The following is a 24,177-nucleotide window of genomic DNA, read 5'->3' as shown; positions in this document are numbered from 1 at the left end:
TGTGAGTCTCCTGAGCGGAACTGATGCCTGCCGGGGCCTCGTTGTCAGTGCCGGGCGGCACAATCGCCGTATGACGACGATCGACTGGTCCGAGCTGACCCATGCCTACGGCAGCGCCGAGGACGTCCCGGGCCTGTTCGCGCGCCTCGGCGGCACCGAGGACGAGGCCGTGTGGCAGGAGTTGTGGGGGTCGCTGTGCCACCAGGGTTCGGTGTACGACGCGAGCTGGGCGGCACTGCCCGTGCTCACCGGCATCGCGCTGGGCCGGGCGCCGGGCGGGCCGGTACAGGCGGTCACCATGGCCGGGCTGATCACCACGGACCCGGACGAGGAGTGCCGTGCCCGGTACGCGCGCGAGATAGGCCAACTGCTCGATGTGGCAAGGGTGTTGCGCGCCGATCCGGGGCAGGACGCGCACACCTTCGTCTATCTGCAGATGGCCGTGCTCGCCTTCGAGGGCGACGACGGGGTGTGGGCCGAGGCGCTGGAGAGGATCAACGCCGAGGAGTACGACCTGGAGTGCCCCGAGTGCGAGGAGGGCCTGTTCGTCGCGTTCGGCTCGTACGGCGTCTTCACCTCGGCCGGCGACTACGTGACCGGCGCGAACGAGGAGGCGGACACGGAGGGGCGGACGGAGCTGATACCGGCCGCGCCCGACCGGCTCGACGGCATCGGGGCGCGACTGCACGGCGAGGCGGTCGAGTTCGGGCAGACGGAGGTCGCGCAGGCGTTGAGGTATGTCTTCGGGAAGGCCAGTTGCCCTTCCTGCGAGGCCGTGTTCACCGTGTCCGAGGAGGTCGAGAAGCAGTGGATCTGAGAAGGTCGACACGCTGCGGGGCCGAGGCGGGGCTCCGGGTGCCCCGCTCGTGGCAGGGCACCCGGACGGTCATCAGTGCCTGGCGGCAGGGGCGTTGGCGACCGTGACGTTCACGGCGGCCCAGGCCAGATCGACGGTCTTGTACGCCGTGCTGCTCGCGCCGTAGAGGTCCGCCGCGGCCTTCAGCGTCGCGGTGCGCGCGTCGTGGAAGTCGGTGGTGGACACCATGTAGCGGGTCAGCGCGCGGTAGAAGATCGCCGTGGCCTTGGTGCGTCCGATGCCGGTGACGGTCGACCCGTCGTAGGTGGGCGAGTCGTAGGCGAAGCCGCCGATCGTCTTGCGGCCGCTGCCCTCCGCGAGGAGGTAGTAGGCGTGCGAGGAGACTCCGGAGCCGGCGTGCACCTCGGCGTCGTACGTCTGCGGCGACCAGTAGTCGATCGTGCCCTCCAGCTTGTCGAGGGAGGGGTGGTCGAGGCGGCGCAGGAACTTCTGGGCGAGGCCGAGCTTCTCGCCGATCAGGTAGTTCGGCGGGTTCTTGGCGTTGTTGGCGCTGAACTCGACGTTGGAGCCGAAGATGTCCGCGAGGGACTCGTTCAGGGAGCCCGCCTCGCCGTACTGGTTGCCGTCGGCGTCGACGCGGGTGGGCTCCAGCTTGGCGGTGGCGTCCACGACGCCGTGGGTCAACTCATGTCCCGTCACGTCGAGGACGACGAGCGGCTTCTTGAACATGTCCCCGTCGCCGTCGCCGTAGAGCATGCAGCCGCAGGTCGAGTCCCAGAAAGCGTTGGCCACCTTGTTGCCGAAGTGGACCATGCCGCGGGCGGCCTTGCCGTTGTTCGCTATGCCCTTGCGGCCGAAGGTCTTCTTGTAGAAGTCCAGGGTCTTGGTGATGCCGTACTGGGCGTCGACGGCGGCGCTGTCGCGGTGCGAGACGGCGCCGTTGCCCCACTTGTTCGTCGTGGTGGTGAACTTCTTGCCCTGCGCGAAGTTCTCCAGTTCCTTCCCCTTGGCGTCGCGGGTCTCGGTGCCCCAGCGGGTCGGGTCCTTGAGGAGGTAACTGGTGCGCGCCGTGCGGGTGGTGGTCAGCGGCACCTTGCCGACGAAGAGGGAGGTGCCGGTGCCCGAGGCGGTGACCGGGTAGTGGACCGCGCGGCTCGCGGCGGCCGCCGTGAGGGACGTCGGCTGTACGCCGGTGGCGGTGGCCGGGTCCAGGGTCTCGCCGCGCTCGCGCAGGGTGTCGAGCAGCTTGGGCGAGAGGAACTCGTCGCTGTCGGGGGTGTTGCTGCGGACCTTGCCGGTGACGGCGTCGATGACGACCGTGCGGGTGCCGACGGCCTCGGCGGTGCTGCTGTCGGTGACGGGTATCTGGTAGGCGAGGGCTGCTCCCCCGTCCCGGGCGTCCACCACCAGGTGGGCGGTGCCCGCGTCGCCCTTCCCGACGGCGGCGGCCTTCGCCTCGGCCTGACCGGCCGTCAGCCTGGCCCGCGTGGTGGCGGGCCTGACGCTCTGGTCGGCCGCCCGGGTGACGCCGGTGTAGGCCAGGCCGTGGGACAGATGGACGACGAGGTCGCCGCCGAGGACCGGCATGCCCTGGTGCGTGCGTATGAAGCGCACATGGCGTGCGCCCTCGGGGTCGATCATCACGTCCTGGGCCCGGAGTTCGTCGCCCCGCGTGACACCGGTCGCCGACGCGTGCGCGAACGCGGCGGCACGCGCGGCCGTGACGACGGACGCGGCGCCGGCGTCGGTCGAGGCCGTCGCACCGTCCGTCCCTGTGGCCGGTCCCGCGAAGGCCGTGCCGGCCAGCCCCGTGGCGGCCGTCGTCACCGCGACGGCGACCGCCAGGCCGCGTATGTGGGGTCCACGCATGAAAGAGGGCTCCTCCGTACGAAGACGGCCGGGATCACCAACCGCCTTGAGACAGGGCGCGGTTGAACGCGCCCACGGGGCTGGTCGGGCCCCGGACCGAAACCCTCACGTATCCACCATGTGCATGTAAAGCCGAAATGAACGGTTTCCGAGCGTTTCATGGCAATACTTGGCAAATCCGCATCGCTCAGTGATCAGCGAATGACCAACTGTGCGTCAGCTGTGGAGATGTGACGGGGCGCGAGAAGGTTGCCTCGCCCGACTGTGATCGATCTCGCATACCGACAGAAAAACGGGAGAGAACCGGATGGTCTCAAGAACGGTGCGCAGGGCCACGGCGTCGGCGGTGGCACTGCTGACGCTCACGGCGGTACCGGCGCATGCCGCGACCCACGAGTCGGACACCACGAGAACCAGCAGCGCGGCCGCACTTCCGGCCCCCGACATGGCAGGGCTCCGGGCCGTGTTGCGCACGCTCACGGCCCAGGGCGCGCCCGGGGCGATCGCCCGCGTCGACGACCACGGCACCGTCCACACGGCCGCCGCGGGCATCGCCGACCGCTCGACCCGCCGGGCCATCGGCAACGCCGACCGCTTCCGCATCGGCAGCATCACCAAGTCGTTCTCGGCCGTCGTCCTGCTCCAACTGGCCGACGCGCACAAGCTGGACCTGGACGCCTCGGTCGACCGCTACCTGCCCGGGCTGCTGCCCGACAAGCGGATCACCGTGCGCCATGTACTGAGCCACCGCAGCGGTCTGTACGACTACACGAACTCCATGTTCGCCAGCTCGGTCTCCGGTTTCGAGGCCGTACGCGACAAGGTCTTCACCTACCGGCAGCTGGTCCAGCTGTCGCTCAGGCACGCGCGCACCAACGCGCCGGGCGCCGCCTACTCGTACTCGAACACCAACTTCGTGGTCGCCGGGATGCTCATCGAGAAGCTGACGGGCCACTCCGTGGGCACCGAGTACCGGAACCGCGTCATCGAGCCGCTCAAGCTGCGCGACACCTTCTACGTCCACCCGGCCGCGAAGATCCCTGGCCGGTACGCCCACGGCTATCTCACCCCGGACCGCGCGGGCGCGAAGCTGGTCGACGCCACCGACCAGACGGTCTCCTGGGCGCAGAGCGCCGGCGCGGTCATCTCCACCACCCGCGACCTGAACACCTTCTTCTCCGCGCTGCTCGGCGGCAGGCTCACCTCCGCCGCCCAGCTCGCGCAGATGGAGCGGTGGACCACGGTCAACAGCACGACCCGGTACGGGCTCGGACTGCGCCGCCGCGACCTGTCCTGCGGTGTCTCGGTGTACGGCCACACGGGCGCGGTCCAGGGTTTCTACACCTACTCCTTCACCTCGAAGGACGGCCGCCGCAGCCTCACCGCGCTGGCCAACACCTCCAACAACGGCACGGTGCTGAACACCATGGCGCGCACCCTGGAGTCGGCGTTCTGCGGCAAGCGGACGAGGACGATCCAGAACTCGCCGCTCACGGGCCGAGGCTCCTACGTCACCGAACGGAACGTGGCCTACGAGGACATCGCGCCGGGGGTCGCACGGGACTGAGGACGCGACGCGGAGGTGGGGGCCGGGCGGCGTCGCTCTCCGTCCCCCGCCTCCTCACGCGGGAACCCTCGCGCCCCGGCGGGACGTTGAGTGGAGGACGAAGTCCCCCACCGAAAGCCCCCACCGGGGAACTCCCCCACCGGGCACGAGCAGCAAGGGCGGTGCCATGGACGAGCTGGTGCCGGGCGGCAATCTCCCTCTTCCGGGCGGCTCCCTGACCCTGTGGGTTCCCGGTCCCTTCGACGTGTCGGCGTTGATCACGAACGAGAGCGGCAAGGTCGGCGGTGACGCGGACTTCGTGTTCTACAACCAGCCGACGGCGCCCGGAGCGCGGCTGCGGGACGACACCCTGACCATCGACCCGGCCCGCCTGCGCACCGGCGCCGCGCGGGTCACCGTCGTCATCAGCCCGGCCGATCCCGGGACCCCCTTGGGCCGCCTGCCCGCACCGACCCTCCATGTGACGGACACCGGCGGCCGGCCCCTCACCCGCTTCACCCCGCAACGCCCCCAGCGCGAGACCGTCCTGCTCCTCGCGGAGCTCTACCGGCGCGGCACCGGCTGGAAACTGCGCGCGCTGGGACAGGGGTACGCCGACGGACTCGCGGGGGTCGCGCGGGACTTCGGCGTGGACATCGCCGAGGACGCGATTCCCGCGCCGGGTCGAGGGGCGGGAGCGGTAGGCGGCGCAGGCTCCGGCGCGTCCCGCCCGACACCGGGCACCCCTCCTCGGCCCACGACCAGTTCGCGGCCCGCGTCCGCGTCCGACCCGCGACGATCAGCGTCGATCCCCGCGCCCCGGACGGCGCCCTCCGGCGGCCCGCACCACGTCTCGCCCACCTCCCCGACGCCCGACCGCACCGACTTCCTCACCCTGGCCAACTCGGCCCGCGCCGACGCGGGTTCGCCGCCGGTCTCCCTCGACCCCCGGCTCGTCTCCGCCGCGCAGGCCCACGCCGCAGGCATGGCCGCCGCCGGACACCTCGGCGCCGAGAGCGGTGACGGCACCTCCGTGTACCAGCGGGTCGTCCGCGCCGGCTACGCCTACCTCACCATCGGCGAGCACCTGGTCTCCGGCCCGCTCACCCCCGCCGGGTTCGTCGACTACTGCCTGCGCACCGAGAAGGCCCGCCGGACGCTGCTGGAGCGGGAGTTCACGCACACGGGTCTCGCCCAGGCCGTCGACCCCCGCTCCGGTGACGTCTTCTGGACGGCATTGTGGGCAAAGCCGTCCACCGCGCGCGGCCTGGCCCGCACGGCGGAGCAGGTCGTCGAGCTGACCAACGCCGAGCGCGCCAGGGCAGGGCTGCGCGCACTGGCCGTAGACCCGCTGCTGGCCGCCGCCGCGCAGGCGCACAGCACCGACATGGTGGCCCGCGCCTTCTACTCACACACCTCCCCCGACGGCTCGCAGCCCTGGGACCGGGCGGCCGCCGCGGTTGCGCGCAGGCGCACGATCGGCGAGAACATCGCATCCGGTCAGCGATCGGCCGCCGAGGTCGTGGAGGGGTGGATGAACAGCCCCGGCCATCGCGCCAACATCCTCAAGCCGGACTTCACACACATCGGCATCGGCTTCGCGGGCGGCGGACAGATGGGGACGTACTGGACGCAGCTCTTCGGCGCCTGACCGCGCGGGACGGTCAACCCCTCCACGATCTTGGCGGAATGAGCTCTTCCGGGTCAGGATGCCCGCATGAAGGGTGATCTGTTTTCCAGTGAGCACATGGTGCAGCCGGCCACCGCGCCGGGCATGACCGTCGAGAATGCCAAGTGCATCAGGTACGCGGTCAACGGCGAGATGCTCGCCCGCCAGGGGGCGATGATCGCCTACCGCGGCAACCTCCAGTTCGAGCGCAAGGGCCAGGGCGTGGGCGGCATGCTCAAGCGTGCGGTCACCGGTGAGGGGCTGCCGCTGATGGTGGTGCGCGGTCAGGGCGAGGCGTGGTTCGCGCACGAGGCGCAGAACTGTTTCGTGGTCGAGATCGATCCCGGTGACGAGTTCACCGTCAACGGCCGCAACGTCCTGTGTTTCGACGCCTCGCTGTCGTACGCGATCAAGACGGTGAAGGGCTCCGGCATCGCGGGCGGCGGTCTCTTCAACAGCGTCTTCACCGGGCAGGGCAAGCTGGGCCTGGTCTGCGAGGGCAACCCGCTGGTCATACCGGTCTCGCCGCAGTACCCGGTGTTCGTCGACACGGACGCCGTGGTCGGCTGGTCGGCCCATCTCCAGACCTCGCTGCACCGTTCGCAGTCCATCGGGTCGATGCTGCGCGGCGGTTCCGGCGAGGCCGTTCAACTCATGCTCCAGGGCGAGGGGTTCGTCGTCGTCCGGCCCAGCGAGGAGACCCCGCAGAAGGCGCAGCAGCACTGAGGTCCGGCGAGTGATCTACGCCTCAGAGGCAACCTCGCCCTACATATCGACGTCTTGATCCACATCAGCGGATGACGCCCTGGCCCCCACGGCCAGGGCTCATTTTCGACGCTCTATACACGACATGTATACGCACGACGTATACCCACCACGTATACACACAGTGTCTACATGCGGTGTATATGGACCGGAAGGCATCGATGTACGGCAAGGCATTCGCTCCGGAGTACCAGGGCGCCCTCACCACCCTGTCCGTGAACTCCTCACTGGTCGACGTACTGGCCGCCGGCACCGAGCAGTTGGCGGCGGCCGAGCGGTCCGGGCAGCGCGGGGAGGCGGCCCGCTCGGGGCTCGCGGTCGCCGAGGCGCACCGGCGGCTCGGGCAGGTGCGGGAGGCGGACCGGGCGTGGAAGGCGAGTTACCGGGCGGCCCGCGAGGCCGGGGACACGGCCGCGATGGCCTGGGCGATGTGGAGCGGCGGCACTCTGGCCCGGCAGCGCGGCGCGTTCCCGCTGGCCTGGCGGCTGTTGGGGCTCGCGGCCGAACTCGGCGAGCGCGGCGGCGACATCGTCGTACGGGGCTACTCGCTGGCGGGCCTCGCCGAGACCGGCCGCATCCAGGGCGACTACGAGGCCGTGGCGCGCCTGCACGAACAGCTCCTCGCCGAGGCCCGCAAGCGCGGCGAGGCCCGGCACACGGTGTGGGCGCTGGAGGGCATCGCGCAGATCCATCGCAACAGGGGTTCCTACGACACGGCGTTCGCGATGTTCGAGGAGGCGGCCGAGATCGCGGCGGGCGCCGACGACAGGCGCGGGCACGCCTGGGCGCTGCGCGGACTCGCCGACATCGTCTCTGTGCGCGACCGGGACACCGAGCGGGCGCTCGCCCTGCTGTCCGAGGCGGAGGAGAGCTGCCGTGCGATGACGTTGTCCAGCGCGCTCGCCTACAACCACAAGATGCGCGGCAACGTCTTTTACCGCGCCGGGCGTTACGCCGAGGCACGGGACCTCTACGAGCAGGCGCTCGCCGGGTTCCGCGCGATGAGCGAGCCGCGTGGCGAGGCCCTCTCGCGGCTGGGCCTGGCGAAGTCCCTGGCCCGGCTGGGCCGCGACCGCGCCGAGACGGCGGCCGAACTCGCCGAACTGGCACGGACGTTGGAACGGATAGGCCTGCGGCACGCGCGGGAGATGGTGGCCCGGGCGCAGGACGAGCTGGGCATCGGCGGCACGGCGGAGGTCGTACGGTGACGGCGCGTTCCTCGACCGTAGCGGCACCGTCCGTGCCCCACGTCCTGTCCCGATGCCGGGACTTGGTGCGGCCCGCGCTGGCGGAGGCGGTGGGGCGGCTGCATCCGTGGATGGGTGAGATGGCGGCCTATTCGTTCGGCTGGTGCGAGGTGGGCGGCGCTCCCGTCACCGCGCCGGGCGGCAAGGGCGTACGGCAGGCCCTCGCCGTGCTCGGTGCGGAGGCGGCCGGAGCACCCGGGCGGGCCGGGGTCGCCGCGGCGGTGGCGGTGGAACTGGTGCACACCTTCTCGCTGTTGCACGACGACATCATGGACGGCGACCCGACCCGGCGCCGCCGCCCCACGGTCTGGAAGGCCTACGGCACGGGGCCGGCCGTCCTCGCGGGCGACGCCCTGTTCGCGCTGGCCGTCGAGACGCTCGCCGCGGCCCCTGGTGGCGCGGGCGGGCTGCGTCTGCTGTCCACGGCGCTCGGCGACCTGGTGCACGGACAGGCGGACGACCTGCTGTTCGCGGCGCGCCCCTGGACGGGGCCGGAGCGGGTCGGCCCGGACGAGTACCGGGCGATGGCCGAGGGCAAGACGGGCGCGCTGCTCGGCTGCGCGGTCGCGCTCGGTGCCGTGCTCGGCGGAGCGCCCCCGACGACGGTCGCCGCGCTCGACCGGGCCGGACGGCATCTCGGCATCGCCTTCCAACTGGTCGACGACGTCCTGGGGATCTGGGGCGACCCGGCGCTGACCGGCAAGCCCGTGCACGGCGATCTGCGGGAGCGCAAGAAGACCTTCCCGGTCCTGGCCGCGCTCTCCGCACCAGGCGCCCAACACCTCGCCGCCCTCCTCGATTCGGGCACCGCACCCGCCGTGGCGGCAGCGCTGATCGAGGAGGCGGGTGGCCGTGCGGCCGCGCTGGCGGAGGCCCGTCGGCACATCGGCGCCGTGGAGACGGCTCTCGCCGGTGTGCCGCTGGCGGCCGGGCCCGCGGACGACCTGCGGTCCCTGCTGGAGTTCCTGGTGCGCCGCGATCTCTGAAACGTGTTGACCTGCGCGTCCTTTCCGGGTCAGGGTCGAATCGGCACGGGTCACCTGTCCCCGTGCCGGAAGGATCACTGCCTTGATCGGCATCTCGGAGATCGAAGCCGCCGCCGAGCGGATCGCCGGACACGTCGTACGCACCCCGACCCTGGAGAGCTTCGGGCTCTCCGAGCTGCTCGGTGTCCCGGTCACGACGAAGCTGGAGCTGTTGCAGCGCACGGGCTCCTTCAAGGCGCGCGGGGCGACGGCGAAGCTGCTGTCGCTGAGCGAGGGTGAGCTGGCGGCCGGAGTGGTGGCGGTCAGCGGCGGCAACCACGGGATCGCGCTCGCGGTCATGGCGGCGGCGCTCGATGTGAAGGCGACGGTGGTCATGCCGCGTTCGGCGCCGGCGCGCTCCGTCGCGCTGGTCGAGGCGGCGGGCGCGTCGCTGCGGCTGACCGACGACATGCCGAGCGCGTTCGAGCTGGTGAACCGGTTGCGGGACGAGGGGCTGACCCTGGTCCACCCGTTCGACGACCCGGTGGTGATCGCCGGACAGGGCACCGTGGGGCTGGAGTTCGCGGAGGACGCCGGTGAACTCACCGACGTCCTGGTCAGCATCGGCGGCGGTGGCCTGATCGCCGGCATCGCCGCCGCCCTGCACGCCCGCCGGCCCGGGATCCGGGTCTGGGGCGTGGAGACGGAGGGCGCCGAGGCCATGTCCGCGGCGCTCGCGGCGGGCGGCCCGGTGCCGGTCACACCGTCGTCGATCGTGACCACGCTCAGCGCGCCGGCCGTGTCGCAGCTGACGTACGACCATGTGTCGGCCCTGGTCACCGAGGTGCTGACCGTCCCCGACCGGGACGCCGTGCGGGGCTGTCTCGACCTCGCCGAGCACGCCAAGGTGTGGACCGAGCCCGCCGCGGGCTGTCTGCTGCCCGCCGCCCGGCAGGTGCTGCGGCGGGTCGGTGACGGCGCCCGGCTCGGCCTCGTGGTCTGCGGGGGCAACGCGACCGTCGGGGAGATCTCGGCCTGGTCCGAAGGCTTCGGACTGCGCTGACTTTCCGTCAACTCACTTCGTCGACAGGCTCGTTGACGGGATCGTGGACGGTTTCCCTTGACTACGTTGTCGACAAACCCCGTGTATTCGCGGTCTTCATGTCGGCGTTTACCGCTGGTTACCACCAGGTCGGGGCGGTGGTATTCCGCCATGGAGGCCTCCGGCGCGAATTCACCGGCCCCGGCACACGAGCGGCGACCTGGGAGCTCCCCGCGACTCGATTTTCTCGCACACCTGCTCGGCACCGTTGAATAAAAGGCAAGAAACACAAGGGAATTGGGCTTCCTTTGAACGCAGCCCGGCACACCCGCCGTACTTCTGGGAAAGGTGAGAGCCAGGGGTTCAGCGAGGGATGGCCATGGTCGAGACGCACGTCTCCGTACACGAGTCGGTCGCCGGCAGATACCGGCCCATGGAGGTCGCGCACCGCGAGACCAACCGCGTCTCCTGGTACGGCGAGGACACGATCGCCGAACAGCCCTGCCTCCTCACACAGGTGACCCTTCCCGTCGCCCCGGATCCGGAGGGCGCCGGCCGGATCACCGCCGGCATCCGGCGGACCACCGACGTCATGGTGCTGCTCTGCCCCACCCGGGTCGCGCCGGTCGTCGACGCCGTCGAGGAGGGCGGCACGCTGTGGACCGTCACCGACTGGATCGACGGCACGCCGCTCGGCCAACTCCTCGCCCAGCAGGGCACGTTCCACTATGTGCGGGCCGCCCGCATCGGACTCGAACTGCTCGACATCCTGGAGGCGGCACACAGCGAGGGCATCACGCACGGCGAACTCAGCCCGGGCCAGGTGTTCGTGCGGGACCGGGGCGGGGTCGTCCTCACCGGCTTCGGACTCGCGGGCGCCACCCTCGCGCCGCGGATCACCGCGCCGTCGTACGCCTCGCCGGAACAGGCCAGGGACGAGCGCATCGGTCCGGCCGCCGACCTGTGGGCGCTGGGCGCGATCCTCTACACGCTGGTCGAGGGACACCCGCCGTTCCGCGACCGGGGCCGCCCCGAGGCGACCATGAAGGGCGTCGACCGTCTCCCGATGCGCGGCCCGTCGCGCGCCGGGCCGCTGGCGCAGGTCGTGCAGGGGCTGCTGCGCAAGAACTCCCGGGAGCGGCTGACCCGCCCGGTGGTCCGCGAGTCCCTCACCCGCATCCTGAACGACGACCCGTACGCCGACCGCGAGGCGGTCCCGCTGCCCCGGCTGCGGCGGGCCTACGACGCCGTGCGCGGGGCGGGGACCACCTGGAGCGGCCGGGGCATGGCCGTCGGGACCGCCCTCGCCGTCGGCACGGTCACGGTCGCCGTCCTCGCCGCCACCCACCAGCTGCCCGGCACCGAGACCTCGGCGGCGGGCTCCCCCTCGCCGCTCCCGTCCGCCTCCGCGTCCGCCTCGGTCAGCACCCCCGGCGAGAACGTCGACGGTCACGCCTACTCCCCGTCCGCCACGCCGTCGCCCACATCCCCCGCCTCGCCGTCCCCTTCCGTGTCCGCCTCGCCCTCCGTGACCGCGTCCCCCTCCCCCACCGCCTCGGCGCTGCCGGCCGGCTTCCGGGTGTTCAAGGCGCCGCAGGGTTTCTCCGTCGCGCTCCCCAAGGGCTGGAAGGTGCTGGAGACCCAGACGGCGTCCGACGCCTACCGGGTCACCTTCGGCGCCACGGGTGACCCGCGCACGCTGGCCGTGACGTACAGCACGCAGGCGGGCCCGGACCCGGTCGCCGTGTGGCGGGACGACGTCCTGCCGGGGCTGAAGCAGACCGAGGGCTTCCAGCAGATCGGCGACATCCGGGCCACCACGTACCAGGGCGACAAGGCGGCCGACCTGGAGTGGTTCTCCGGCACCGGCGAGGACCGGGTGCGCACGCTCGGGCGCGGCTTCCTGATCGGCGGCGGGCGCAGTTTCTCGCTACGGTGGACGACGCCCGCCGACGAATGGAACGACGCGGCCAACCGTCAGGCGTTGCAGACCTTCTTCAAGACCTTCCGGCGGGAATCGAACTGACGGCGCTGACGGCGACGCGAGGGCCGGGCGCTCAAACCAGCGGCAATGGGTGGATATAGGCTGCCTGTTCGCACCATGCCTCATCACAAGCCCAGGAGAGTCCGCCTTGACCGTAGTGATCGACCAGGCCGAGACGTCCTTCACCGCCCTCGACGACGCAGGCCTCGTCGCCCGGGACGCGCACGAGTTCGGAGCCTACGCCCGCACCGGCGGCTGGGCGTTCGGCCTCAAGGTGGCGCGCAGCGTCCGGCCCGGCGGGCAGAGCGCGGACGAGACGCAGAAGGTGTCCGCGAAGGAGTTCGCCGAACTCGCCGACTGCTCCCCCGAGCGTGTCATGCGTTACTACAAGGCCTGGGACCGGGCCGCGGACGACGGTCTCGTCCCGCACTTCGAGGAGCTGGCCCCCGGCCAGGAGGTCGAACTCCCGGACGCCGACGTGTGGTTGAACTACTACGTCTCCCGTTCCAGCGCCACCTCCGAGCGCGGCACCGCCATCACCGAGGCCGCCGAGGCCGAGGGCATCCGCCCCACCAAGGCGCTGGAGGTCGCGGAGAACCCGACCGCGCTGCGCGCCGCGATCCTCGCCGACCCGTCCACCGCGCGGGCCGCCCGGCAGGCACTGCTGGACCGCGTCCGCGAGGACCCGGAGCTCCAGTCCGAGCTGGCGCGGGACGTCGTGCGCACCGACGACCTGAAGAAGGCGGTGGCGACGGAGAGCCGCTCGGCGGACCGGATCGGCTATGTGCGCCAGATCGCCGAGTCGGGCCAGATCAAGACCCCGGCCGGCCAGACCGTCGACGCGCCCGTGGACCTGCGCCAGGAGGCCGAGCGGCACCTGTCGCTCCTCGACGAACTGGAGGACGGCGAGGACACCGGCGGGTGGGCGACCGAGGCCTACGACACGATGAAGAACCTGGTCGTCGAGGCGGTCGAGGCCGACCCCGAACTGCGCGTCCAGGAGAAGCGGACCAAGTTCTACAGCAGCCTCCAGAAGGCCACGAAGGCGTTCGAGGAGCTGACCTTCGACGACGCCCAGGACTTCTACGAGGACGACATGGTCCAGCGTCTGGAGGAACTCCAGCAGGCCATCGACAGCTGCCTCAGCGCGCTGCGCAAGACCACCACTCCGGCTGAGTAGCCGTACTCATGTAGCGGCTTCGGCCTTCGGACACGATGGGGCTCCCCACGACAAGGGAGCCCCATCGTGTCCGTTCTGCCCTCCGCACCGCGGCGCCGTCTGCCCGCCGCCATGGTCGCGCTGGTGGTCGTCGGCATGGCCCTCTCCGCCTGGCAGCCGCACGACCGCACGACGTGGTTCCTGGAGACCGTGTGGGTCTTCGCCGGACTCCCGGTGATCGTCCTGACCTGGCGCCGCTTCCCCATGACCGGCCTGCTGTGCTGTCTGCTCGCGGCGCACGCGCTGGTCCTCGCCGTGGGCGGCCACTACACGTACGCGGAGGTACCGGCGGGCGACTGGGTCCGCGACACCCTCGGTCTCAGCCGCAATCCCTACGACCGTCTCGGCCACCTCATGCAGGGCTTCGTACCGGCGGTCCTGGTAAGGGAGTTGCTCACCCGCACCTCACCGCTGCGCGGCAGCCGCTGGCTGGCGCCGCTCACCGTGTGCGCGTGTCTCGCCTTCAGCGCCCTGTTCGAGCTCTTCGAGTGGGCGGCGGCCGTGATCGGCGGGCACAGCGCGGACGCCTTCCTGGCCACTCAGGGGGATGTGTGGGACACGCAGTGGGACATGTTCTGCGCGCTGATCGGGGCCACGGTCTCGGTGCTGGTGCTCAGCCGCGTGCACGACCGGCAGATGGCGCGGCTCGGGGTCATCGGGTCGTATAACGGTGCCGTGCCCACAGCGGCAGCACGAACCAGCACAGCAGGTACCAGGTGACGACCCCCGCGACCAGCCAGGGCACATACGCGTCGTGGGTAGCGACGCGGAGGACCAGCAGCAGCGCGGAGGTCATCGTGGCGAGCAGCAGGACGAGGCCGACGAAGGTCAGCCGGGACGCCCAGCGCACCGCCTGGGGTTTCACGCTCCGGCCGGAGACCAGGCGGTGCAGGGACACCGGGCCGATCAGGGCGCCGGTGGCGGTGGCGCCGAGGACGACGGTCACGAGGTAGAGGATCTGGTTCGCGTGCTCCAGCTGCTCGTACTTCGGGGTGAAGACGACGGTGAGCAGGAACCCGAACAGGATCTGTACGCCGGTCTGCGCGACCCGGACCTCCTGGATGAGCTCGCCCCACATCCGGTCCGCCCGCTCGTCCTCGGACTCGTCGCGCCCCGTCCGCCGATCTTCCTCCTGGGTCATGCGGTCCGGGTAACCGGACCGCCGACCGTTCAAACGGAGAACTGCCTGACGGATGGCAGTCCGAAGGAGGCCGGGGCCTACCAGCGGCTCTCCACCTGGTCCTTGATCCGGCGGCCGTAGAGGTCCCGGATCGCGGTGAGCGTGTCCTCGGAGAGGGCGGGCAGCTTGGCCGCCGCCGCGTTGGCGCGGGCCTGTTCGGGTGAGCGGGCGCCGGGGATCACCGTGGTGACACCGGGCTGGTCGATGATCCAGCGCAGGGCCAGCTGGGCCGGGGTGTATCCCTCGGGGGCGAGGGCGGAGAACTCGGCGGCGGCCTCGACGCCCGTCGCGTAGTCCACGCCGGAGAAGGTCTCGCCCTGGTCGAAGGCCTCGCCGTGGCGGTTGTAGGTGCGGTGGTCGTTCTCCGGGAAGACCGTGTCCTTGGTGTACTTGCCCGACAGCAGGCCCGACGCGAGCGGCACGCGCGCGATGATGCCGACGCCCGCCTCCTGGGCGGCCGGGAGCACCTGGAGCAGGGGCTTCATGCGGAAGGCGTTGAGGATGATCTGCACGCTGGTCACGTTCGGCCGGGCGATCGCGGTGAGGGCTTCCTCGCAGGTCTCCACGCTGACGCCGTACCGGGCGATGCGCTCCTCGGCGACCAGGGTGTCGAGGGCGTCGAAGACCTCGTCCGAGGAGTAGACCGCCGTGGGCGGGCAGTGCAGCTGTACGAGGTCGATGCGGTCGACGCCGAGGTTGCGGCGCGAACGGTCGTTCCACGCGCGGAAGTTGTCGAGGACGTAGTTCTCCGGGATCTGGTCGACGCGGCGGCCCATCTTCGTCGCGACCAGGACATGCAGATCGGGCCGGCCGCTCAGGAAGGTGGCGATGGTCTGCTCGCTGCGCCCGTCGCCGTACACGTCGGCCGTGTCGAAGAAGGTCACCCCCGACTCCGCCGCCGCCTCCAGCACGGCGAGGGCTTCCTTGTCGTCGACGTCTCCCCAGTCGGCGCCCAGCTGCCAGGTGCCGAGACCGACGACGGACAACTGCTGATGCGACCTGCCGATTACACGTTCGTCCATGCCCTCAGTCTGTCATCCGCCACCGACAGGCGCGGAACGGGCTCCTCCGGGCCGTGACCTGTGAATCTTTCACTCACACGAGTGAACCCATTCGGCAGGATGCCTACTCGTGTCAACACGCACCTAGCGTGTGCGCGTGACCGATCATGTGGCGAACAACCTCCAGCCGGGGAGCGGCAGTTCCGCTCCCTGGACCCGTCGCGGCTTCCTCCTCTCCGCGGCCGCCCTGGCCGCCGTACCCGTACTCCTGACGGCCGATCCGGCCGTCGCCGCGGCCGAGCTGCCCGACTTCCCCACCGATGTGGACCTCTACCGCTCGGCATACCGGAACTGGGTCGGTGAGATCACCGCCGACGGGCTGTGGGCGTGCGCGCCGACCGATGCCGACCAGGTGGTGTCCGTCGTCAACTGGGCCTGGCAGCACGGCTGGCGGGTCCGCGCCCGCGGCTCCTCGCACGGCTGGTCACCGCTCACGATCGAGTCCGGTACGACGTCGGACGCGCCGGTGCTGCTGGTGGACACCGCCCCGCACCTCACGGGCCTGGCCCTGGACTCCGGCTCCGCCGTGCGGGCCGGTACCGGTGTCACCCTGGAGGCGCTGCTCACGTTCCTGGAGGGCCACGGCCTCGGTCTCACCGCCTCGCCCGCGCCCGGCGACCTCACGATCGGCGGCGCCCTGGCCGTCGACGCGCACGGCACCGCCGTACCGGCGCACGGCGAGCAGCGGACCGCCGGGCACACCTTCGGGTCGCTCAGCAATCTGGTGCTGTCGCTGACGGCGGTGGTGTGGGACACGGACACCGGCGCGTACGTGACGCGGACCTACACCCGCGACGAGGCGGACTGCGCCGCGCTCCTCGCGCATCTGGGGCGTTCGCTGGTCACCGAGATCGTGCTGCGGGTCGGGGCGAACGCGAACCTGCGCTGCGTGAGCCGTACGGACATCCCGGCCACCGAGTTGTTCGGGGCGCCCGGGTCCGGCGGGCGGACCTTCGCGAGCTTCCTGGACGCGTCGGGGCGGGCCGAGGCGATCTGGTTCGCGTTCACCGGGTTCCCCTGGCTGAAGGTGTGGAGCGTCGCACCGACCCGGCCGCTGACCTCACGGCGCGTCTCGTCGCCGTACAACTATCCGTTCTCCGACAACGTGCCGACACCGATCGCGGATCTCGTCGGGCGGATCCTGTCCGATGCCGCGTGGTATCTGGCCCCGGTGCTCGGCAACGCCCAACTCGACGTGGCCGCACTGGGGTTGACGACGACGCTGTCGGCGGACATTTGGGGGCCGTCGAAGAACACGCTGCTCTACGTCAAGCCGACGACCCTGCGGGAGACCGCGAACGGCTACGCGGTGCTCACCTCGCGGGCCCAAGTGCAGCGTGTGCTCCACGAGTTCACCGGCTTCTACCAGGAACGGCTCACCGCGTACGCGGCACTCGGCCGGTTCCCGGTCAACGGCACCGTCGAGATCCGGGTGACCGGCCTCGACCACCCCACCGACACCGAACTCACCGGTGCCCGCCCGCCGTTGCTGTCCGCGCTGCGGCCCAGCGCCGAGCACCCGGAGTGGGACACGGCGATCTGGCTGGACGTCCTGACCCTGCCCGGCACGCCGTACGCGGAGGAGTTCCTGCGGGAGTTGGAGCAGTTCCTGCTCCGCTCGCACGACGGCACGGACGCGCTGACCCGGGTCGAGTGGTCGAAGGGCTGGGCCTACACCGAGCAGGCCGCGTGGAGCGACGAGGAGGTGCTGGGCACGGTGATCCCGGGCTCGTTCGGGGAGTCGGTGTGGGGGCAGGCGGCGGGGACCTTCGACCGGCTGGACCCGCACGGGGTGTTCGGGAACGCCTTCCTGGACCGGCTGTTCGGCTAGGTCCGGCCAGGCCGTCTCCGGGTCAGGGCGTCAAGTGCGCCTGCACGGTGGGTCCATAGCGGTCGACGATCGCGTCGATGGCGGTCGCGCGCAGCCGGGTGCCGCGGGCGATTCCGTACATGACGCCGAGGCCGAGGAGCGTCGCGACGGCGAGTTCGGCGCGCAGGGCGGCTTCGGGGCCGGGGAGGCGTTCGGCGAGGCGATCGACCACATGGGCGCGGAAGTTGACGCGCAGGATGTCGCCGTGGTCGCCTTGGAGGGGTGCGAACGCGATGCGCAGCAGCGGGTCGGCGCCGCGCTCGCGCTGGCTGACCAGGACGTGCCGGACCATGTGGCGGCCGAGTCCGTCGAGCGGGGCGTCGAGGAGGTCCTCGGCGTCGGTCTCGAAGGACATGACGCGGGCGAAGAGGGCGTCCTTGTTGCCGAAGTACTTGAGGATCAACGGCGCGCTGACACCGGCGCGTTCGGCGACGGCCTTGAGCGTGATGTCGGCGTGCGCGTTGCGCGCGAGGAGGTAGCGGGCGGCCCTGAGGATGGCCGCCTTGGTCGCCTCGGCGTCCCGGCGTGCGGGCGGGGACGCGGTGGGTGGAGTGGTGCTCACGGCACTCATGCTCCCTCCAATGCCTCGTCCCGCGCGCCCTGAGCACGGCCGGAAGCCGGCCGCGTGTCGTCGGGGGCGGGGTCGCCCGGGATGGTCAGTGCCGCCGCGCACGCCACCAGGGCGATCACGCCCGCGATGGCGAACGCCATCAGATATCCGTGCAGCGTGGGCAGCGGGAGCCCGCCGACCAGGCTGGTGTGGTGCACCAGTACGGCGGCGACCACGGCGCTGGAGGCGGCCTGGCCGATGGTGCGCATCAGGACGTTGACGCCGTTCGCGGAGGCGGTCTGGCCGGCCGGGACGGCGCGCAGGATGAGCGTGGGCAGCGCCGAGTAGGCGAAGGTGGTGCCGGTGGCCACGACCGTCGCGCCCAGGATGATCGTCCACAGGTCCCGGCTGTCGGCGATGCGCACCACATAGCCGAGCGCGATGATCGCGGCGCCGATGGCGAGCGTGATGCGCGGGCCGCGGGCCGCCGAGATCCGGGCCGAGACGGGTGAGAGCAGCAGCATGGTGATACCGCCGGGCAGCAGGCACAGGCCGGTCTGCACGATGGACAGTCCGAGCCCGTACCCGGTGGACTTGGGCGCCTGCACCAGCTGGGCGGTGACCAGGGAGTTGGCGTAGAACGCGAAGCCGGTCAGCAGGGCCGCCACATGGGACAGGCCCACCCGGGGCCGCGACACCAGCCGCAGGTCCACCAGCGGCTTTTCCACGCGGAGTTGCTGCCACCACCACAGGCCCAGCACGACGACCGTGGCGAGGAACAGCCCCAGGATCCGCGGACTGCCCCACCCCCACTGCCCGCCCTGGGACACTCCGAGCAGCAGACACACCAGTCCTACGGCCAGGCCCAGCGCGCCGAGCACGTCGAAGCGGCCCGGTTCGCGGACGGGCGACTCGCGCACCGCCCACCAGATCCCCCACACACCGATCGCGCCGAGCGCGCTGGTCGCCCAGAACATGACGTGCCAGTTGGCGTACTGCACGATCAGCGCCGCGAGCGGCAGTCCGAGCGCGGCACCGATACCGACCGTGGAGCTCATGAACGCTACCGCGCTGCCCCGGCGCTCCGGGGGCAGTTCGTCCCGCAGGATGCTGATCGACAGGGGGACCACCGCGGCCGCGGCGCCTTGCAGGGCGCGGGCGAAGATGAGGACGCGGATGTCGGAGGACAGGGCGCACATGACCGAGCCGACGGTCATCAGGCCGAGGGCGCTCGTCAGGACCCGGCGCTTGCCGTACATGTCGCCGGCCCGGCCGAGCACGGGAGTGAGGACGGCGCCGGAGAGCAGGGTCGCGGTGACCATCCAGGAGACGGCGCCGGCGGAGGAGTGGGTGAGCCGGGGCAGGGACGGCAGCAGCGGAACGACCACGGTCTGCATGACCGCCATCAGGATCCCGCCGAACGCCAGCACCGGAACGGTGAGCCGGTCCCGCACGGGGGTCCGCCCGGCGGTGCTGCCGGGCGGGGCGGGTATCGGGACGGGCTGACCCATCGGCACTCCAGCTGGCACGAATAAAGAAGGTGAATGGCTATTCACCCTAACTGGTGAATAGCCATTCACCCAACCTTCCGCGGCCGCCCGCGGCAGCCGGACCGCGCACGGAGAGCGCCCTACTTGCGGGCGGCGAGCGCTCGCGCGTGCACGGTCCGCGCGACCTTGGGGCCGAGCCAGCGCTTGAACCGCCGCAGCGCCTCCAGCCGCCCGGCCGCCTTGTCGATGCCGTAGTACACCTGCGGCGGGACGTACGGCAGCAGGGGCGAGTGCCGCTGGCCGAGCAGGGCGAACATGCGGTGCGGGGGCAGGTGGATGTAGCGCTGGAGGTTCTCGTACCACTGGGCGCTGTAGCGGGCCGCGCTCTGGATGGACAACAGGGCGGATCTACGCCGCTGTTCGTAGGCGGCGAGGGCCTGCGGCAGTTCGGTGTGGTCGCGCAGGGCGTCCGCGAGCGCGATGGCGTCCTCCAGGGCGAGGGTGGTGCCGGCGCCGATGGAGTAGTGGGTGGTGTGGGCGGCGTCGCCGAGCAGGACGAGGTTGTCGCGGTGCCAGGTGCGGTTGGTGAGGGTGCGGAAGTTCAGCCACTGGGCGCTGCCGTCGGCCGAGGCGCGGCCGATCAGCGAGTGGCCGTCGAGGAGGTCGGCGAAGAGCTTTTCCAGCAGGGCGAGTCCGTCGGCCTCGGCCGCGGTGTCGAGGCCGAGACCGGTCCAGGTCTCGGGTGCGCACTCGATGACGCAGGTGCTGCCCTCGGGGCCGAACGCGTAGCCGTAGCACCAGATCCAGCCGTGGTCGGTCTCCACGAAGGCGAAGGTGAAGGAGCCGAAGACCTTGCTGGTGCCGAGCCAGATGTACTGGTTGCGGCCGGGCTTGAGTTCGGCGCCGAAGTGGTCGGCGTGGCGGGTGCGCAGCGCGCTGTTGACTCCGTCGGCGGCGACGATGAGATCGGCGTCGGGCAGGTCGTCGGCGGTGACCTCGCACTCGAACTCCAGCCGCACGCCCAGGGATCGGGCCCGTTCGGCGAGGATCTTGAGGAGCCGGTGGCGGCCGATGCCGTGGCCCTCGTCGCCGGGCTGGGTGGTCGTCAGGTCCCGGATGCGGGCAACGCCGTCGCTCCAGCGCACCGAGTGCTCGTCCACGGCCTGCGCCGACTCGGGGTCGTACTCCCGGAGTTGGTCGAGCAGTCCACGCCAGTACGTCACGCCCCAGCCGTAGGTCGAACCCTCGGGGTTGCGCTCGTAGACGGTGATGTCGTGGGACGGGTCCTGACGCTTCAGCAGGATCGAGAGATACAGACCGGCGGGCCCGCCTCCGACACAGGCGACCTTCACGCGCACACCCCTGGAGATTACTCAAAGTGGTCAAGTGGAACCGCAGAGTAGCAGCACGGAGGCGTGACGATCCCCCGGCGCCCCGGTGTTCCGGTTCCGCCGCGCCTGCCTACCATCGGACCGTGGACTGGGGAACTCTCGCAGGCACCGCCCTCGGGGCGCTCTCGCTCACCACGCACCGGCTCCGGGACCTGAAGCGCACCACCGGTCTGACCAGGGAAGAACGCATCAGGCAGGCGGGCGAGATCCTGGGGTCCACCGACGCCTACCAGCTCCGCTACCAGATGCTGATCATCGCCCCCGGGCCGCTCGGCGACACGGCGAACCAGGCGTTCAGGTCGGTCCGGGACCTGCGGGACCGCTTCGACGGACCCGACGTCAGCGCCGACCCCGAGTGGTCGTCCACCATGGCTGCCGTCGACAGGGCGCTCAACTCCCTGCGTACGGCCATGCGTTCGGACCTCACCCTGGAGTGAACCGGCCCGGCGGGGTGCTTACGCCTCGGCCGTGGCGCACTCCGGGTGGCCCCACCCCTTGGCGTTCTTGCTGATGGGTTCGCCGGCCGCGTAGGCGCGGCCGCACAGGCAGCGGCCGGGGAACTTGGCCTTGATCGTGCGCGAGGCCGAACTCGTGCTCTTCCGGGCCGACTTGGCCCCACCCGCGCGGGCGGGCTTCTTCGGGGTGTCGGGCGAGGGGGGCGGTGCCGGGGAGCCGAGGTCGCTGCCCGCGGGCTCCTGGACGATGGCCGCCTGACTGGCCGCGCGGTCGGCGAAGTCGTTCAGCGGGTCGCCGTCGACCTGGTGGGCGGGGACGTAACGGAACTCGACCGAGCGGCCGTCGAGCAGTTCGTCGATACGGACGACCAGCTCCTGGTTGGCGACGGGCTTGCCGCCGGAGGTCTTCCAGCCGTTGCGCTTCCAGCCGGGCAACCAGGTGGTGACCGCCTTCATGGCGTACTGCGAGTCCATGCGGATCTCCAGCGGTACGTCCGGTGCGGTCGCCGTCAACAGGCGCTCCAGCGCGGTGAGTTCGGCGACGTTGTTGGTGGCCTTGCCGAGCGGTCCCGCCTCCCAGCGGGCCGGGCTCTCCTTGTCGTCCGAGACGACCCAGGCCCAGGCGGCCGGCCCGGGATTCCCTTTCGAAGCCCCGTCGCACGCGGCCACCACACGTTCACGCATGCGCCCGATCATGCCACGGCCGCGCCACGGACTCGGCCGCGGGTGAACCGGCCCTGCCCCCGCGGAAGTCCGCGGACCGTGTCCGAGATCTCGTCCGCCGGCCCTCTACGCTGCGCGCATGACCACGCGACAGGACCAATGGGCCCGGGTGCGCCGCCACTTGTGGCGGCCTCCGCGCCCCCACGGGGAGCAGCCGCGCGAGCGGGTGGTCGGACCGCTGGAACTCTTCTACGACCTGGTCGTGGTCGTCCTGGTCGCGCAGGCCGCCCATCATCTGTCCGGGGAGCTCGACTGGCACGGACTGGGCCTGTTCGCGGCGGTGTTCGCGCTGGTGTGGATCGCGTGGCTCAACGGCAGCCTGCACCACGAACTGCACGGCCACGAGGACGCGCGCGGCCGGAGCATGTTCCTGCTGCAGATCCTCGTGCTGGTACCGCTGGGCGCGTTCATCCCCGGGGCGGGCGACGAGCGCGGTGCCGCGTTCGCCGTGGACGCGGGGGTGCTGTTCGCGGTCCTGGCGCTGCTGTGGCTGCTCGCCTCGCGCGGTGACACGCCCGAATTCCGGCGCCCCAGCATGCTGTACGTGACGGGGACGGCGGCCTGCGCGGTCGTACTCGCGGCGAGCGCGGCCCTGCCCGCGAACGCCCGCGTGCTGACGTGGGGTGTGCTGGCCGTCGGCTACCTGGCGGGGTTCGTGTTCGTGATCGGGAGGGCCATCCCGGAACAGGTGGTCGCGCTGAGTGTGACCGACGCGCTCGCGGAACGGTTCGGGCTGTTCATCATCATCGTGCTCGGCGAGAACGTGACCGGAGTGGTCGACGGACTGGCCCACGAGCCGACCAACGCGCTCACCCTCGCCGTCGGACTCGTCGCCGTGGTCGTCGGGTTCGGCGCGTGGTGGACCTACTTCGACTTCGCCGGACACCGGCTGCCGAGGCCCACACGCGCGTGCGCCCTGCGGTGGATGGTGGTCCACCTGCCGATCACGGCCGCGGTCGCCGCCATGGGCGCCGCGATGGTCGGCCTCGTCGAGCACGCCCACGACAGCCGGACCCCCGCGGCCACGGCCTGGGTGCTGTGCGGGGGCGCGGCCGTCGTGCTCTGCGCGACGATGGTGCTCGCGGCGTCCCTGCGCCACTGGAACGAGAACCTCGGGCTCTACCGCCCCCTGGCCCGCACCTGTGTCGCGATGGCCGTCCTGTGTGTGGCGGTGGGCGCCCTGCGCCCGGCTCCGCTCGTCCTCGGCCTGGCACTCGTCCTGCTCTTCGGCATCCCCTGGGGAGTCGCCGTGGCCAACCGTGTGTCCCACTACGAGGGAGGACTGAGCACCGAGTGACCGGCTTGGGCGACCGACGGCCGCCGGTGAAGGGCCCGCTCGGCTAGACGTCCGTCATCGACGGCATCTCCCCCTGCGCCGTGGTCATGTCGATCACCGAGAACGAGGCGCCCTGCGGGTCGGTCAGCGCCGCGAACCGTCCGAAGGGACTGTCCATGGGGCCGAAGCGGAGGATGCCGCCGAGCTTGGTGGCCGTGGCCACGGCGTCGTCGCAGTTGTCCACGGAGAAGTACACGTTGACGTACGACGGCACCTCGGGCGGGAACTCGTCGCCCATCTTCATCCGCCCCAGGACCGTGTTCTCACCGAGGTTGTAGACGCGGAAGTCGACGTTGCTGTCGTCCACCTGCTGTGCCGCGTACGAGAAGACCGCCGGGAGGAACTCGTCCGCCTTCTCGGGCTCACGGGTGAAGACCTCGGCCCAGGCGTAGGCGCCGGGCACGCCGGTGGCCTCGAAGCCCTCGTGGACGCCGCCCTGCCAGACGCCGAAGACGGCGCCGCTGGGCTCACTGGCCAGGCACATCGTGCCGAAGTCGCCGACCTTCATCGGCTCCATCAGCACCTGGCCGCCGTTCTCGCGGATCTTCGCCGCGGTGGCCGCCGCGTCCGGTGACGCGAAGTACAGGCACCACTGCGACTGCCCCTCCTGGCCGGGCATCGGCGGTACGACGGCCGCCACGGCCTTGTCGTCGACGAAGGCCTGCGTGTAGTCGCCGTACTCCGACGACGCGTCGCCGAAGGTCCAGCCGAGGACCTCGCCGTAGAAGCGCTTGGCTCCTTCGACGTCGCTGAACATCGCGTCGGCCCAACAGGGGGTTCCCTCAGGTTGTACGGCCATGGCTGCGGCCCTCTCCGGTAGGTCGGGTTGTCCGGATTCTCACGCTAGTCACCCGGAGAGCGAGGCGCGCGCCGAACGCCTCGGTCCGTTCCACACTGGACGTATGGCGGATGCGAGGACGATCTGCCGGTGCATCGGCCGGGGTATCTCCGGCGGCCGGGGTGAGCGGGTTCGCGGTCGGTGACCGGGTGGGCGTCGC

General features: G+C 71.3%; 21 protein-coding genes. 13 read left to right on the top strand and 8 right to left on the bottom strand.

Annotated features, from left to right (window positions below):
• The first annotated feature begins 70 nt into the window (after window positions 1-70).
• Window positions 71-817 carry a hypothetical protein gene (locus OG714_RS48560; RefSeq protein WP_406130888.1) on the top strand — a complete coding sequence of 249 codons (747 nt, stop codon included), beginning with the start codon at window positions 71-73 and terminating at the stop codon, window positions 815-817.
• A 72-nt stretch (window positions 818-889) separates the two neighbouring features.
• Here the strand turns inward: OG714_RS48560 and OG714_RS48555 are convergent, their stop codons facing one another.
• Window positions 890-2,686, bottom strand: coding sequence for a M4 family metallopeptidase (locus OG714_RS48555; protein WP_406130887.1), 1,797 nt, complete (start codon window positions 2,684-2,686; stop codon window positions 890-892).
• A 307-nt stretch (window positions 2,687-2,993) separates the two neighbouring features.
• Between OG714_RS48555 and OG714_RS48550 the strand changes: the two genes are divergently transcribed.
• The 9 genes from OG714_RS48550 (at window position 2,994) to OG714_RS48510 (ending at window position 13,843) form a co-directional block, all read left to right on the top strand.
• Window positions 2,994-4,253, top strand: coding sequence for a serine hydrolase domain-containing protein (locus tag OG714_RS48550; RefSeq protein WP_406130886.1), 1,260 nt, complete (start codon window positions 2,994-2,996; stop codon window positions 4,251-4,253).
• Window positions 4,254-4,419: 166 nt separating this feature from the next.
• Window positions 4,420-5,883, top strand: coding sequence for a CAP domain-containing protein (locus OG714_RS48545; protein ID WP_406130885.1), 1,464 nt, complete (start codon window positions 4,420-4,422; stop codon window positions 5,881-5,883).
• Between the two features lie 66 nt (window positions 5,884-5,949).
• Window positions 5,950-6,627 carry an AIM24 family protein gene (locus OG714_RS48540; RefSeq protein ID WP_019057080.1) on the top strand — a complete coding sequence of 226 codons (678 nt, stop codon included), beginning with the start codon at window positions 5,950-5,952 and terminating at the stop codon, window positions 6,625-6,627.
• A 200-nt stretch (window positions 6,628-6,827) separates the two neighbouring features.
• Complete coding sequence (locus OG714_RS48535) at window positions 6,828-7,874, top strand: tetratricopeptide repeat protein (RefSeq protein ID WP_406132197.1); 1,047 nt, start codon at window positions 6,828-6,830, stop codon at window positions 7,872-7,874.
• The gene (locus OG714_RS48530) at window positions 7,871-8,899 is read left to right on the top strand and encodes a polyprenyl synthetase family protein (protein WP_406130884.1); all 1,029 of its coding nucleotides are present in this window, start codon (window positions 7,871-7,873) and stop codon (window positions 8,897-8,899) included. The genes OG714_RS48535 and OG714_RS48530 overlap by 4 nt, the downstream gene beginning before the upstream one ends.
• Before the next feature lie 82 nt (window positions 8,900-8,981).
• Complete coding sequence (locus OG714_RS48525) at window positions 8,982-9,941, top strand: pyridoxal-phosphate dependent enzyme (RefSeq protein WP_406130883.1); 960 nt, start codon at window positions 8,982-8,984, stop codon at window positions 9,939-9,941.
• Window positions 9,942-10,293: 352 nt separating this feature from the next.
• A complete protein-coding gene (locus OG714_RS48520) occupies window positions 10,294-11,946 on the top strand; it encodes a serine/threonine protein kinase (RefSeq protein WP_406130882.1) in 1,653 nt (550 codons plus the stop codon).
• Between the two features lie 115 nt (window positions 11,947-12,061).
• Window positions 12,062-13,084, top strand: coding sequence for a hypothetical protein (locus tag OG714_RS48515; protein ID WP_406132196.1), 1,023 nt, complete (start codon window positions 12,062-12,064; stop codon window positions 13,082-13,084).
• 111 nt (window positions 13,085-13,195) lie between these two features.
• The gene (locus OG714_RS48510) at window positions 13,196-13,843 is read left to right on the top strand and encodes a DUF2238 domain-containing protein (protein WP_406132195.1); all 648 of its coding nucleotides are present in this window, start codon (window positions 13,196-13,198) and stop codon (window positions 13,841-13,843) included.
• On the opposite strand, the gene OG714_RS48505 is transcribed toward OG714_RS48510, so the two are convergent.
• Both OG714_RS48505 and OG714_RS48500 read right to left on the bottom strand, forming a co-directional pair.
• A complete protein-coding gene (locus tag OG714_RS48505; RefSeq protein WP_406130881.1) occupies window positions 13,776-14,264 on the bottom strand; it encodes a DUF6328 family protein in 489 nt (162 codons plus the stop codon). The genes OG714_RS48510 and OG714_RS48505 overlap by 68 nt on opposite strands.
• A 77-nt stretch (window positions 14,265-14,341) precedes the next feature.
• Window positions 14,342-15,325, bottom strand: coding sequence for an aldo/keto reductase (locus OG714_RS48500; protein ID WP_406130880.1), 984 nt, complete (start codon window positions 15,323-15,325; stop codon window positions 14,342-14,344).
• Between the two features lie 136 nt (window positions 15,326-15,461).
• Here OG714_RS48500 and OG714_RS48495 point away from each other — a divergent pair, with 136 nt between their 5' ends.
• Window positions 15,462-17,195 carry a cholesterol oxidase substrate-binding domain-containing protein gene (locus OG714_RS48495; protein ID WP_406130879.1) on the top strand — a complete coding sequence of 578 codons (1,734 nt, stop codon included), beginning with the start codon at window positions 15,462-15,464 and terminating at the stop codon, window positions 17,193-17,195.
• A 22-nt stretch (window positions 17,196-17,217) separates the two neighbouring features.
• Here OG714_RS48495 and OG714_RS48490 read toward each other — a convergent pair whose 3' ends face one another.
• From OG714_RS48490 to OG714_RS48480, 3 genes are all read right to left on the bottom strand, one after another.
• The gene (locus tag OG714_RS48490; protein ID WP_406130878.1) at window positions 17,218-17,805 is read right to left on the bottom strand and encodes a TetR family transcriptional regulator; all 588 of its coding nucleotides are present in this window, start codon (window positions 17,803-17,805) and stop codon (window positions 17,218-17,220) included.
• The gene (locus OG714_RS48485; RefSeq protein ID WP_406130877.1) at window positions 17,802-19,295 is read right to left on the bottom strand and encodes an MFS transporter; all 1,494 of its coding nucleotides are present in this window, start codon (window positions 19,293-19,295) and stop codon (window positions 17,802-17,804) included. The genes OG714_RS48490 and OG714_RS48485 overlap by 4 nt, the downstream gene beginning before the upstream one ends.
• Window positions 19,296-19,414: 119 nt before the next feature.
• A complete protein-coding gene (locus OG714_RS48480) occupies window positions 19,415-20,626 on the bottom strand; it encodes an FAD-dependent monooxygenase (protein ID WP_406130876.1) in 1,212 nt (403 codons plus the stop codon).
• Between the two features lie 122 nt (window positions 20,627-20,748).
• Here OG714_RS48480 and OG714_RS48475 point away from each other — a divergent pair, with 122 nt between their 5' ends.
• Window positions 20,749-21,102, top strand: a complete 354-nt coding sequence (locus OG714_RS48475; protein WP_406130875.1) for a hypothetical protein — start codon at window positions 20,749-20,751, stop codon at window positions 21,100-21,102.
• 18 nt (window positions 21,103-21,120) lie between these two features.
• On the opposite strand, the gene OG714_RS48470 is transcribed toward OG714_RS48475, so the two are convergent.
• On the bottom strand, window positions 21,121-21,816 hold the full coding sequence (locus OG714_RS48470; protein ID WP_406130874.1) for a ribonuclease H: 696 nt from the start codon (window positions 21,814-21,816) through the stop codon (window positions 21,121-21,123).
• Between the two features lie 106 nt (window positions 21,817-21,922).
• Here OG714_RS48470 and OG714_RS48465 point away from each other — a divergent pair, with 106 nt between their 5' ends.
• Window positions 21,923-23,140, top strand: a complete 1,218-nt coding sequence (locus OG714_RS48465; protein WP_406130873.1) for a low temperature requirement protein A — start codon at window positions 21,923-21,925, stop codon at window positions 23,138-23,140.
• A gap of 43 nt (window positions 23,141-23,183) precedes the next feature.
• On the opposite strand, the gene OG714_RS48460 is transcribed toward OG714_RS48465, so the two are convergent.
• Window positions 23,184-23,978: a VOC family protein gene (locus OG714_RS48460; protein ID WP_406130872.1), complete on the bottom strand. Its 795-nt coding sequence runs from the start codon at window positions 23,976-23,978 to the stop codon at window positions 23,184-23,186.
• Window positions 23,979-24,177 lie beyond the last annotated feature (199 nt).

The sequence above is a fragment of the Streptomyces sp. NBC_00989 genome (assembly GCF_045162655.1).
Lineage (GTDB): Bacteria > Actinomycetota > Actinomycetes > Streptomycetales > Streptomycetaceae > Streptomyces.
This window is presented reverse-complemented; position numbering and strand designations above follow the sequence as displayed.